General features: G+C 45.4%; 11 protein-coding genes. 6 read left to right on the top strand and 5 right to left on the bottom strand.

The features are described 5' to 3' along the window. Positions 1-70: 70 nt before the first annotated feature. Complete coding sequence (locus CXF86_RS04545) at positions 71-802, bottom strand: tRNA1(Val) (adenine(37)-N6)-methyltransferase (protein ID WP_102038440.1); 732 nt, start codon at positions 800-802, stop codon at positions 71-73. 497 nt (positions 803-1299) lie between these two features. Here CXF86_RS04545 and brnQ point away from each other — a divergent pair, with 497 nt between their 5' ends. From brnQ to recJ, 4 genes are all read left to right on the top strand, one after another. Further along, positions 1300-2643: a branched-chain amino acid transport system II carrier protein gene (brnQ, locus tag CXF86_RS04540; RefSeq protein ID WP_101091738.1), complete on the top strand. Its 1344-nt coding sequence runs from the start codon at positions 1300-1302 to the stop codon at positions 2641-2643. A 126-nt stretch (positions 2644-2769) separates the two neighbouring features. Further along, on the top strand, positions 2770-3672 hold the full coding sequence (gene xerD, locus CXF86_RS04535; RefSeq protein WP_101091739.1) for a site-specific tyrosine recombinase XerD: 903 nt from the start codon (positions 2770-2772) through the stop codon (positions 3670-3672). 208 nt (positions 3673-3880) lie between these two features. Then, the gene (gene dsbC, locus CXF86_RS04530) at positions 3881-4609 is read left to right on the top strand and encodes a bifunctional protein-disulfide isomerase/oxidoreductase DsbC (protein WP_101091740.1); all 729 of its coding nucleotides are present in this window, start codon (positions 3881-3883) and stop codon (positions 4607-4609) included. A gap of 134 nt (positions 4610-4743) precedes the next feature. Further along, the gene (recJ, locus tag CXF86_RS04525; RefSeq protein WP_101091741.1) at positions 4744-6468 is read left to right on the top strand and encodes a single-stranded-DNA-specific exonuclease RecJ; all 1725 of its coding nucleotides are present in this window, start codon (positions 4744-4746) and stop codon (positions 6466-6468) included. 1230 nt (positions 6469-7698) lie between these two features. Here recJ and pepA read toward each other — a convergent pair. Next, positions 7699-9207: a leucyl aminopeptidase gene (gene pepA / locus CXF86_RS04520; protein WP_101091742.1), complete on the bottom strand. Its 1509-nt coding sequence runs from the start codon at positions 9205-9207 to the stop codon at positions 7699-7701. A 223-nt stretch (positions 9208-9430) separates the two neighbouring features. Between pepA and lptF the strand changes: the two genes are divergently transcribed. Both lptF and lptG read left to right on the top strand, forming a co-directional pair. Then, positions 9431-10546 carry an LPS export ABC transporter permease LptF gene (gene lptF / locus CXF86_RS04515; RefSeq protein ID WP_101091743.1) on the top strand — a complete coding sequence of 372 codons (1116 nt, stop codon included), beginning with the start codon at positions 9431-9433 and terminating at the stop codon, positions 10544-10546. Further along, entirely contained in the window at positions 10543-11601 is a 1059-nt protein-coding gene (lptG, locus tag CXF86_RS04510; RefSeq protein WP_102038439.1) for an LPS export ABC transporter permease LptG, read from the top strand. Before lptF ends, lptG begins: the two co-directional genes overlap by 4 nt. Positions 11602-11757: 156 nt before the next feature. On the opposite strand, the gene CXF86_RS04505 is transcribed toward lptG, so the two are convergent. The 3 genes from CXF86_RS04505 to CXF86_RS04495 all read right to left on the bottom strand — a co-directional run bounded on the left by CXF86_RS04505 (position 11758) and on the right by CXF86_RS04495 (position 13108). Beyond that, positions 11758-12267 (bottom strand): RDD family protein, encoded by a 510-nt coding sequence (locus CXF86_RS04505; RefSeq protein ID WP_101091752.1) that lies wholly within the window; start codon positions 12265-12267, stop codon positions 11758-11760. Positions 12268-12328: 61 nt separating this feature from the next. Beyond that, the gene (locus CXF86_RS04500) at positions 12329-12583 is read right to left on the bottom strand and encodes a DUF2960 domain-containing protein (RefSeq protein ID WP_101091745.1); all 255 of its coding nucleotides are present in this window, start codon (positions 12581-12583) and stop codon (positions 12329-12331) included. 45 nt (positions 12584-12628) lie between these two features. Beyond that, positions 12629-13108: a GNAT family N-acetyltransferase gene (locus tag CXF86_RS04495; protein WP_102038438.1), complete on the bottom strand. Its 480-nt coding sequence runs from the start codon at positions 13106-13108 to the stop codon at positions 12629-12631. Positions 13109-13111: the final 3 nt, after the last annotated feature.

The following is a 13111-nucleotide window of genomic DNA, read 5'->3' as shown; positions in this document are numbered from 1 at the left end:
ATCTCAATAAATAATAGCCGCACATTATAAAGGTTTCACGAGCGACTTGAAACGATTAGATCGCCGATCGCTACAGCTTTAAATAAAAACTTTTTGTGAATTGAACAAACTCATCGGTGTACTGACCATTTCTCTGACGAATCGCTAAGGTTGAGATTGAATTAACCTCCTGATCAATTAGCGTATTTGTGTCATTTGATACGACTAGGAGCAACAACTGTCTATTGGGTAGCTTGCCTTCAACACTGGCGACGGTCACCGAGTGTCTAAGGGCTAGCGGGTATTTATGGAGTCGGTTGAGTAGTTGAGTGGCTTCAGTGGTTGGCAAGATAAGGCTCGCTTGGCCTGTTATTGGACAGAGCAAAGAGCTGATCGCCCTTAACAGTTCATCAAAACTCAGACTGTCAGTGTGACGCGCTGTGGCTCTTAGCTGGCTACTCGATTGTGGGCCATTGTCAAAATAGGGGGGGTTGCAAATGATGTGATCAAAACGCAGTTCTATCGCCTCAGTGCAGTACTGTTGAATGGAACTTGTTAGCAGGGTTAACCTTTCGGCCCAAGGGCTGTGATTGAAGTTGTGCTGGCAATCGAGCGCTGCGCTTAGATCCAGCTCGATAGCGGTTATTTGCGCTTGGCTGCGTTGAGCAGCCATTAAACTCAGCAAACCGCTTCCAGTACCGATATCCAATATGGTTTTGGCATTCGTTAATGGTGCCCATGCGCCGAGAAGAACCCCATCGGTGCTGACAGGCATGCCGCAGCGGCTGTCGTCGATATGAAACTGTTTAAAGCTAAAAGGCATGTAAGTTACAAAATGCGGGTCAGTGACAGAATTGTACGCTAAATCATCCTAAGCACAATCAAGATAGACATTGCTGTTTTAGTCCACGGCGAGGGCCTGTGTTTACTCGTTTTTAAGCATTTGATAGGCGAACTGGTGGATGTTTCTTGCTTAGATGATAAATGGGTTGAATGTAAGTGATGAAAATTAAGCGTTAACAGGGTGTTATTATTTGTATCGAGAGTGGCAATTATTCGGCCGCGATTCTTGTTAAATGGTTGTGAGTCTGATAATAGTATGCGCCCCCAAGAGAGGACAAAGCCTCTTTTTAGGGACTGTAAACCAGTTTTATAGCAATTACAGTGACCGCTTTTTCGCTGTTGTTCATAAAGTAGCCAAGCTTAGGTCGTATTTACCACTGGCTTGTGTAAACCAAATATTACACATTAATAGTTGTCATCCTAAAGTGGTGCTGTAAAGGCGTGATGAGATGAAATTGTTAACAATAAAAAATAAAGATGGGGCATAAAGTGCAAAATAATCAAATGAGTATTGCAGATACGTTAGGGTTGGGTTTCATGACCTTCGCGTTCTTTTTAGGGGCGGGAAATCTTATCTTCCCTCCGTTAGCGGGTTTTTTGGCTGGCGAAAATATGACCTTAGCCATGTTTGGCTTTCTTGTCACCGCAGTCGGACTGCCTCTTATTACGCTGATTGCTGTTGCTAAAGCCAACGGTAAAATTATGAGCTTATTACCTCCCATTGCTGCCACCGCACTTGCCGTCGCTATTTTTATCATTATAGGCCCTGCTTTCGCCGCGCCAAGAACCGGTTTAGTTGCTTTTGAAGTTGGTTTTAAACCTTTCTTAGACAATGCCGAAGCGACCTTTATGATTGCTGGTATTACCCTAAACGTCGCGCAACTTCTTTACACATTAATGTTCTTCAGTATTTCCATGGTATTTGCACTGTACCCAGGAAAACTGCTGGATAATGTCGGCAAGGTATTAACGCCTATCCTTATATTGTTGCTTGTCGGTTTAGCGGCCTCGGTTATCTTTTTACCAGGAAGTCCGGTTGCTGCCGCTGTCGGTGAGTACCAAACTCACCCGTTAACGAAGGGCGTATTGGAAGGCTATAACACCATGGATACCTTGGCGTCGCTGATCTTTGGTATTTTAATTATCGATATTCTGCGTAAGAAAGGGATAACAGATCCTAAAGCGCAGACGGGCTACTTAATTAAAGCCGCTCTCATTGCTGCAGGTGGCTTAGCGTTTGTTTATATTGCTTTATTCTATTTGGGCGCTACCGCGGGCGATTTAGCGGCGGGTGCTGAAAATGGCGGGGTAATTTTAACTAACTATGTGACTCATGAGTTTGGTACAACGGGCTTAGTGCTATTGTCCACGGTTGTGACATTGGCCTGTTTAACCACCGCTGTTGGACTGATTAGTGCTTGTAGCGAATTTTTTAATGAGTTATTACCTAAGATCTCATACCGCCGTTTTGTGGTTATCTTGAGCGTGATTTGCGCGACGATTGCTAACGTCGGGCTGGCACAGCTTATTAGTATTAGCATCCCAGTATTGATGACGGTTTACCCCGTCGCAATTGCTTTAGTGGCGGTCACCTTCTTAACCGAACGTTTTGCTAAACCTGAAGCGGCTCATCGAATCGTGCTTAGCGTTGCGCTTTTCTTCGGTATTATCGATGGTATTAAAGCGGCAGGTGTTGATGTTAGTGCGTTTAACTTTATGCCTTTGCATACTGAAGGTATGGCTTGGTTATTACCGACTGCAATGACGATATTTGCCTGTTTGATGATGAAGAAAGAGCAAGCAGCAGTGGCTGTAAGCTAAATCATTAACGGTAGTCTGCTTGAGTGAGATGGCAAACACAGGCTTGATATCATAAGATAACGGCGATGAATTATTAGTTCATCGCCGTTTTTTTATCTAATCGCAACATAATCTAAGAGAGTTTGGGTGCCAGCTGACTACATCCCCGATCCCGTAATCGATCTTTTCCTTGACCACTTGTGGTCAACCAAAGGCTTAAGTGACAATACGTTGGACGCTTACCGAACCGATTTGCGCCATTTTGACCGCTATGTTCAGCTTCATGCTGGAGATCTTATTGGCAGCGGTCAGCTCGATGTGCGTGACTACCTTGCTGTCCGTTTTGATAAAGGATTCGCAAAAAGTAGTAGCGCGCGGATGATGAGTAGTCTGCGAGGATTTTATGGTTATCTGGTGATCAACAAACAGATAAGTAGTGATCCGATGGCGCTGCTAGAATCTCCGAAGTTAGCGCGTAAACTGCCGGATTCTTTGAGTGAAGATGATATCGATCGATTATTATCGGAACCCAATGAAGAAGATCCAATTGAGTGCCGTGACAAAGCGATGCTTGAACTTTTGTACGCCACGGGACTGCGCGTGTCTGAATTGGTTGGATTAACTATGGAGCAAATTAGTCTGCGTCAAGGGCTGGTGCGCATTGTGGGTAAAGGGGGCAAAGAGCGCTTAGTGCCTTTGGGCGAATTAGCCGTCACAGAGGTTGAAAGCTATCTGAAATATGCCAGAACCGAGTTGCTTAAAGGTAAACAAAGTGATGTGCTGTTCCCGTCTAAGCGGGCGCAACAGATGACACGGCAAACGTTTTGGCATCGAATTAAGCTTTATGCATTAAGGGCTAACATCGCCACGGCTATCTCACCGCATACTCTAAGGCATGCCTTTGCCACTCATTTACTCAATCATGGTGCGGATTTAAGAGTGGTACAGTTACTCCTAGGTCATAGTGATCTATCGACCACACAAATCTATACTCACGTAGCAACGGCTCGCTTAGCCAGCTTGCATAGCGAACATCACCCTAGAGGTTAAGAGTTGTAGATTATTGGTGAGGATCAAGCCGTAATAATGACACTTTCTAACTCAGAGATTTGCCAATAATTTGATAAGTTTCACGTCTGTATGATTTAGTTACAGCAAAATATTTGCTTTAACTAGCATGAGACTGTAACTTTTCAGCCCCAGACAAGGTCTAATCTTTACACCCTTAAATTGACCGTTACGTAGAATAGGATATCCAATGAAGTTCACCCGAGCATTTTCTTTGATCATTGCAATGATAATCGCCCCTGCTGCCCTTGCCGGGTCTACCACCAAAAATGATGATACCGCCGCTTTAGAAAAGAAGTTGTCAGAGGCATTAAGTGTCGATGTCATGTCGTTTAAAGAGTCACCTATTCCTGGGTTATATGAAGCCTTAACCAACCGCGGTGTGCTCTACATCAGTAAAGATGGCACTATGCTGATGCATGGCACGCTTTACGATTTAGACAAAGGCATGAAAAACCTAACGGAAGCTGCAATGGCTGGCCCGCGTATCGAGATGATGAAGCCACTCGAAAAGAATATGTTGGTCTATAAAGCCAAAAATGAAAAGCATGTTGTGACTGTGTTTACTGATGTGAGCTGTGGTTATTGCCGTAAGCTGCATAATCAAATGGATGAATACAATGATCTTGGTATCACGATTAGATACTTAGCATTCCCGCGTGCTGGCGTGCCATCGGCTAATGCTGATGAGATGGAAGCCGTTTGGTGTTCAGCTGATCCGCTAAAAGCGATGAGCGATGCTAAAGCCGGTAAGCGTGTACTAAATGCAAAGTGTGATGCGAAAATTGCTGAGCAATATAACCTGGGTCAATCATTTGGTATCAATGGTACTCCCGCTATCATCCTTGAAGATGGCAGCCTTGTTCCAGGGTACCAGCCACCTAAAGATCTATTAAGAACGCTAGAAGCGGCGCAGTAATCTTGCAGCGCAAGCACTAACGTTATGTATGGAAAAAGGTGAGCTTAAGCTCACCTTTTTTATGTTCATTCTAAAGCCTTCTTTAACAGTCTTTGTTATGCTGGTTCAGTCATTTTATTGAGGTAGTTAGCCCTGTGATCCATAAGATTGTTCGCCGCGCAAAAGTGGATGATAGCCACTTACCTGATTCATATTCCCCATTGTTAAAGCAGATTTATGCTAGCCGCGGTGTTAGCGCTAATGAGTGCGAGCTTAGCTTAGGCAAGCTGTTGAGACCCAATACGATGTTGGGGATTGATCACGCAGCAGAGCTGGTTGCTGACGCAATGGCGGCGCAAAAGTCGATCCTGATTATGGGTGACTTTGATGCCGATGGTGCCACCTCCACCAGTGTTTGTATGCTTGCGCTTAAAATGATGGGCGCGAAAAATATTGATTACCTAATCCCGAATCGATTCGATTATGGCTATGGTCTCAGCCCTGAAATAGTAGCGGTTGCTGCCCAGAAAAACGCTGAGATGATCATTACTGTTGATAATGGTATCTCCTCTATTGAGGGGGTAAAAGCGGCGAAAGCGCTCGGCATGACGGTGGTCATTACCGATCATCATCTACCGGGTCATTCTTTGCCAGAAGCTGACGCCATTGTTAATCCCAATCAGGACGGTTGCCAATTTGCCAGTAAATCAATCGCCGGTGTTGGAGTTGCATTTTACTTGATGTCGGTGCTTCGGGCCGAGCTGAGAAAGCGAGATTGGTATCAACAGCAAGGTATTAGCGAACCTAACCTTGGATTGTTATTGGATATTGTCGCTTTAGGCACGGTCGCCGATGTTGTGGCGTTGGATACTAATAATCGCATTTTAGTGGAAGCTGGATTGCAGCGGGTAAAAGCTGGCCGCTGTCGCGTTGGGATCACCGCGCTATTAGAGGTAGCTAAACGCACACCGTCACGCATTGTAGCCTCTGATTTTGGTTTTGCTGTGGGCCCTAGATTGAATGCCGCAGGGCGCTTGGACGAAATGGCACTCGGGGTTGAAACCCTGTTATGTGAAGACATCGTTCTGGCCAGAAGAATGGCATCGGAGCTTGATGGCTTAAATGCAGAACGGCGCGATCTTGAGACTGGAATGCAGCAAGAAGCGCTTAAGAGTCTTGAAAGTGTCGAGCTTAACGAAAGTGAATTGCCTTGGGGCATTGCGCTATTCCAAGCCGATTGGCATCAGGGCGTCATTGGTATTCTCGCCTCGCGGATTAAAGATAAGTATCACCGTCCGGTTATCGCTTTTGCTGATGCTGGCGACGGTGAGATAAAAGGGTCTGCTCGCTCAATTAAAGGCCTGCATATGCGTGATCTTTTAGAGCTTATTAACAGTCGTCACCCTGGATTGATTTTAAAGTTTGGTGGCCACGCAATGGCGGCAGGCTTGTCGATTAAAGCCGGGCAGTTTTCACTGTTTGCTGATGCCTATGATAAAGCGATACGTGAGGTGCTAGCCCCCGAGTTATTAACTGGGGAGTTGGTGTCCGATGGCGAACTGATCCCAGAGCAGTTTAAATTAGAGTTGGCCACTGAGCTGCGTAATGCTGGCCCTTGGGGGCAATCATTTCCTGAACCTTTGTTCGACGGTCATTTTAGAATTATTCAGCAGCGTATTGTGGGCGAGAAGCACTTAAAGTTGGTGTTAGAGACGGAGTGTGGCCGCATCATGCTTGATGCTATTGCCTTTAATGTTGATTTGAAGACTTGGCCTGATGCCAGTATCGGGCATGCTGAGATCGTGTATAAATTAGATGTGAACGAGTTTAGAGGTAATCAAACCCTGCAGTTGATGGTGGAGCAGATCGCGCCAAAGTAGTGTTTACCTTTGAATAAAGGTGAACCTAATCGCCTGCAGAGGGCATATGTGCAGACACTGCCGTGACACGCTGTAAGTCCATCCTTGGAAGCTCGGCCATGACGTCCATGTCATGGACGGTCACGGCCGTATCTACACTGGATAATAGGTGTTTTAATTTATACCGCCGCGGTAAGGCATTTCCTAACACGGAAATGCCACAATGCTTGCCAGTATGTCGTTAGTCTAGATAAGCAATACCTATCAAGCTGCGCTTGACCAAGGTCGTGGCGCTTCGCCCACACCCGAGCCAAGGGTCAAAGCGCTTGCGCCCGCTCTTGATGTCATAAGAGTCAATCCCTCTGCGCCCCGGCGAAATTTAAACAGCAAAATTTCCAACGGGGGAGATTGGATTCTGTGATCACAGTTTATTCTGTTTGATAATATCGTTTAATTTAAGGCTTGTGTCTTTAAATTGAAAACTTAAATAGCGAAGTATTTCGCTTTCATAACCCAGTGTAGATGCGGCTGAGGCCTTCGAAAACAGGACGTTTTCGTTGAGCCCACAGGGATGTGTTCACGGCGAGTCTCAGTAGCGTCTGCACATGCGCTGACCGCAGATCATTGGAACCACCTTTGTCTGAAGGTAACGCACTTCTGCCCCAAAACGATTTGGCTGATCTATCCGTTATTGTTTTTCAAAATCCAAGTCAACGTCGTGGTGCTTCGCCCACACCAGAGCCAAGGGGCAAAGCGCTTGCGCCCCTTGACAATCCCTCAGCGCCCCGGCGAAATTGTCTGAAAAGCGAAAATTTCCAACGGGGAAGATGGTGTTATTCGCTGCCTAAGTAGTTAGGGGGTTAGATTTCTGTTTTAAAATTGAAAATGCAGGAGCTGGAGCGTTGTGCTTTTCGAAACCAGTGTAGATGCGGCTGAGGCCTTTGATGGCATGGCCAATTCTGTTCCATACAGAATTTGGCATTTCCTCCGTCCTTGGAGGTCTGATGTCTTCATTGAGCTCACATGGACCCTTTCTTTTATAAAGAGTTGCAGCGAGCCTCAGTTGCGTCTGCACATGCGCTGACCGCAGGTTATTGGAACCACTTTTGCCAGAAGCTAACTAATTTCTGTCCAAAAATGAGTTTCATTTTGTATTGTTCAGTGACACAAAGCATTAAAAAAGCCAGTTGAATTAACAACTGGCTTTTGTTCTATCTGGCAATGCTAGATAAGTGATTTTGCTTAAGCAAATTACTCGCCTTGGTCAACGCCTGCGCGGTTGATCAAGAACTGAGTAAGCAAGGGTACAGGACGACCCGTAGATCCTTTGTTAGCGCCACTATTCCATGCAGTACCGGCAACATCTAAGTGCGCCCAGTTATACTTCTTAGCGAAACGAGATAGGAAGCAAGCTGCAGTAATTGATCCTGCAGGACGTCCACCCAAGTTTGTCATATCCGCAAATGGGCTTTCTAAGTGCTCTTGGTACTCATCCCACAAAGGCATACGCCACGCTCTGTCACCACTTTGCTCACCAGCATTAAGTAGCTCATGTGCTAGTGGGTTATGGCCAGAGAACAGGCCTGATGCGTGCTTACCCAATGCAATAACACATGCCCCGGTTAAAGTTGCAGTGTCGACAACCAATTCAGGATCAAATCGTTCAACGTAGGTTAATACGTCACATAACACCAAGCGACCTTCTGCATCGGTATTTAATACTTCAACAGTTTGGCCTGACATTGTCGTCAAAATATCACCAGGACGATATGCATTGCTTGAAGGCATGTTTTCACAGCCCGCTAGAATACCAATCACGTTGATAGGAAGCTGCATGTCACACAAGGCTTTCATTGCACCGATAACGCCAGCAGCACCGCCCATGTCGTATTTCATCTCGTCCATGCCTTCGCCTGGTTTAAGTGAAATACCACCTGAGTCGAAGGTGAGTCCTTTACCAACAAGTACAATTGGCTTCTGTGTATTATCGACAGCGCCCTTGTACTCCATGATGGTCATAACAGATTCGTTATCACTACCACGGCCCACTGCTAGGTATGAATTCATTCCTAGCTTTTCCATCTGCTCTTCACCCACAGTTGTTACTGTTAGGTTTTCAGTGGCTTCAGCCATTTGGCGAGCTTGCGATGCAAGGTAAGCTGGGTTACAGATGTTTGGTGGCATGTTTGCTACGTCGCGGCAAAGATGCATACCAGCAGAAACGGCCATACCGTGTTGAATCGCACGTTCACCAACGGTCAGTTCACGTCGAGTCGGTACGTTAAACACTAATTTGCGCAATGGACGACGAGTCTCGCCTTTACGGGTTTTTAGCGCATCAAAGCTATATAGACTGTTTTGTGTGCTTTCGACGGCTTCACGTACTTTCCAGTACGTATCGCGTCCTTTGACGTGTAATTCAGTTAGAAAGCAAACGGCTTCCATTGAACCCGTTTCATTCAAGGTATTGATGGTCTTAGTGATAATTTGTTTGTATTGGCGTTCATCTAGTTCACGCTCTTTACCACAACCGACCAAAAGCACACGTTCGCTAAGCACATTAGGCACATGATGCAGTAACAACATCTGTCCAGGCTTACCTTCTAAGTCGCCACGACGAAGTAGGTTGCTAATGTAGCCTTCACTGATTTTATCTAGCTGTTCGGCGATACCGGACAAGCGTCTTGGCTCGTATACACCTACGACGATACAAGCTGAGCGTTGTTTTTCTGGGCTACCGCTCTTTACGCTAAACTCCATGGGTTCTCCTAGATTCTTAAAGACAAATTTTATTATTTATTAGATAATGTCTGCTTGTGCCCAAAAAGGGCCTGAACATGGCGCACCCTAGAATAGATTTTTCAGGTGTTTTCTCTAGCCATGTTATGTGATTGTTGGTTACAAAACTACTAAAAGTAGACAGTTTACATGAAAGTTGTATTGATACCAGCATAATTCAAAGTTTAGAGACCGGATCCTCCCTGTGATTGTATTTAGATACCTGATTCGAGAAGTTTTAAAGGCACAAATAGCGGTACTTTTGGTGCTGTTAGCTATTTTTATTAGCCAACATTTCGTGCGAGTGCTCGCTGATGCCTCAGATGGCGAATTTCCTGCTTCCTTAGTGATGACATTGCTAGGGCTCAACATGCCGTTCCTGACGGTGTTAGTACTCCCCCTTAGTCTATTTTTAGGTATTTTACTGGCTCATGGCCGTATGTATTCTGAAAATGAGATGGTTATTTTACATGGCGTTGGTATCAGTGAATGGTACATCACCCGGATAACCTTGCTGCTTGCCTTGATGAATATGGTCTTTACTGGCTTTTTGTCGATATATGTCACTCCTTGGGCGGAAGAGCAGCAAAACCAAGTATTGGAACATGCACAGTCAGAAGCGGGTCTTGCGGCATTAACACAAGGTCGATTCCAGACCAGTCCCAATGGCCGTGCAGTATTATTCGTTGAACGTATTGGTCGAGATAATAAGCTCGATAAGGTGTTCGTGGCGCAGCTGCCAGACCCTGATGATGAAACAGGTTTAGCCAACGTTGTGGTTGCACGTTCGGGTAAAGTTGTTGAAGACGCAACGGGTGGACAAAGATTACAGTTAGAAGATGGGGTGCAATACCAAGGAAGCCCCAAGCGTGTTGACTATCAAGTGGTTGAATTTGGTGGTTATCAGATGCAAATCAAGGAGCAGGAGGGCGGTGAGCGTAGGCGTAAACTGTCGGCATTGCCTATTGGTGAATTGATGGATATCGATTCGCCTGAAGCCACGGCTGAATTTCATTGGCGTTTAGCGATACCTTTAGCCATCCCATTGATGACATTGATTGCTGTCCCTATGGCGCGGGTGAATAACCGCCAAGGTAAGTTTGCCAAGATGTTCCCTGCTATTTTGCTGTATTTGGGATACTTTGGATTAATGGTTGCTGGTCGTAAGTCATTAGAAGATGGGGTTATCCCTGCGTTCTTAGGGATGTGGTGGATCCATGCTTCGGCGCTGGCCATTGGCTTACTGTTGCTCGGAAAAGAGCGACCTTCGGGGGCAAAACTGTCTAATGTGTTTAAGCGTAAAAAGGCGTCAAGCACATGAGAATTATAGATCTCTATATCGCCAAGGTCCTTATTAGCAGCTCCGCCTTATCGCTACTGATCTTGACTGGACTATCAGGGATTATTAAGTGGGTCGACCAGCTAAGATTAGTCGGTCGAGGGACTTACAGCATGATAGATGCTGGTATCTATGTGTTGTTCTTGATCCCACGCGATATCGAAATGTTTTTCCCCATGGCAGTGCTGCTGGGTGCATTGATTGGCATGGGAATGTTGGCATCTAATTCTGAATTAGTGGTCATGCAGTCATCTGGCTTGTCGCGCTTACAAATCGCCATGTCTGCTATGAAAACCGCGATTCCGTTGATGATTTTGGTGATGCTACTGTCAGAATTTGTGGCCCCCGTTGCAGAGCAGCGCGCGAAAGAGATTCAACGTACCAAGTTATCTGGCGGCAGCCTAATCGAATCTAATCGAGGTGTTTGGGCTAAAGACGGTGACTTGTTCGTTAATATTGGCGGCGTTGTCGATACCAATCATTTACGCGATATTACTCTTTACGAATTTAGTGACACCACCAACCTTACGAGTACTGTGCACGCAGAAAAAGCAGAGTATAAAGATAAGTATTGGCAGCTGTATGAAGTCAGAAGAACCTCGCTAAAGAACAACCAAGTGGTGTTAACCAACTTAGCAGAAGATAAGTGGATATCGTCACTTACGCCAGAAAAGTTAAGTGTGGTATCTGTTAAGCCCGAGTCGTTATCTATTGAAGGTTTGGTGGACTACTTAGATTATCTAAAGAATAACAATCAAGCATCGGCTCGTTATGAGCTGGCGTTGTGGCGTAAGTTAATGCAGCCGGTCACGATAGCGGTAATGATGTTGGTGGCGTTGTCTTTTGTATTTGGCCCGCTAAGAACAGTTACCATGGGCGCACGCGTCTTGTTAGGGGTTGTTGCTGGGTTTAGCTTTTATATTTGCAGTGAGGTCTTTGGGCCGTTAAGCATTGTTTATGGCTTGCCTGCATTCATTAGCGCAGGGATGCCAGCGGTCATCTTTAGTGCCGCCGCCTTGTATTATATTCGCAAGTGATAAGCTAACGCTCATAACACTCTTGATAAGAGCCTTTAATTACCTGCTTATGTCATAAAGCGCTAATAAAGAGAGTAATAAAAAAGCCAATAAAGCGTCTTTTACAAGGGCGATGATTGGCTTTTTTGGTTTTAGCGCTAGCGGCTAGCGTTTACGTTAAACGCCGCGCCAATTACGCATCTGATTTGCTTCTTTCGATAGCTCAACGACTTCTGAACGGGTCATCATGTCTTGAAGCGCTAGTTTATCGCCATTAATCAAGATCCATAAATTACCGATCCCAAGTAATGACCACACGAGTCTCGCGGCAGCGGTCACCATGCTGAGGTTCTGGCCGTTAGGGTGTTGTACCTTAAGTCTCCAAGCACGCATGCCGAGCGTTTGGCCACCATAACTCCAAAAGCTGATGTAGAACACACCAACACACAGTGCAATCCAGAATTGATAAATTCCTTTATACAACGGAGTGTCATTTAAAAGATCAGACACCATTTCTTGTCCTGCCATGTCGATGAAACCGGCAGAGACTAGTGCAGTGAAGATACCAAAACCTAGCGCACCAGCAACCATGTAGACTGCTACAGCAAGAAGTAAATCATACATTATCGCGCCAAAACGCTTAAAAAATCCCGCTCTTGGAAAGTTAGCGTGTTCGCTATTGGGCATTGAAGTCGCAGTCATTTATATCACTTTATTTGTTGGTATCGAAAAGAAAGCATCTATTAGTTTAACGCGCTTTTGGATCATCTTTGATGTAATAGATATCGGTAAAACCGAAGCGGATAAACTCTTTGTTACGGAAATCTCTTACCGCAGATGAACCTTTAGATGTGGTTTCAACTTGTTGTGCCATCATCAGGTAACGGGTTAAATCGATGCCTTCTTCAGCCGCTACAGCTTCGTATATGTCGTGAAATTTGTCATAAGCAAAGTTTATCTCTTTCGCTTTACCCTTGAACTTATAGGTGATTCTAGTGGCCATGGTTATCTTCTCTTTTGAAATTGGCTATATGATAACAAATCTACGCTATAAGGTATAAATCATATAACAGGCGTCGCTTGGATAGCCGCTGAGATCTTTATCAATAGCGTGGGTTTCAAACCCTTGTTGTTGCCAATAACGATCTGCACCTTGAACGGCGACGAGGCTGATAGTCGCATAACCCTGTTGTAGCGCAAACTGTTTCAACTTGCCCAATATCAAGCCTCCAGCCCCTTTGCCTTGGGCGTTAGCTGACAAGGCTATATCGTGCAAATAAAGCGTGTTAGCGGCTTTGATAGCACTCAACTGCTGTTCTAGTGAAGGTGGGTTGTTAGCCACCCAAGGGTGTGCCAAGCAATAACCCACTACTTGATTGTTAAGCTCGAGGCCAAAGCAAGATTGTGGTGATGCTAGCCATTTACTCTGTAAAACCTGTAGCGATTCAGGTTCAATTTGAGGATAACACTCTAATTGGATCTCAAGGATTGTTGGCCAATCAGCGCTTTCGATATTGCGTAACTTCATTTT

Origin of the sequence: Shewanella sp. GutCb, assembly GCF_002836135.1 — a bacterium.
Taxonomy (GTDB): Bacteria; Pseudomonadota; Gammaproteobacteria; order Enterobacterales; family Shewanellaceae; genus Shewanella.
This window is presented reverse-complemented; position numbering and strand designations above follow the sequence as displayed.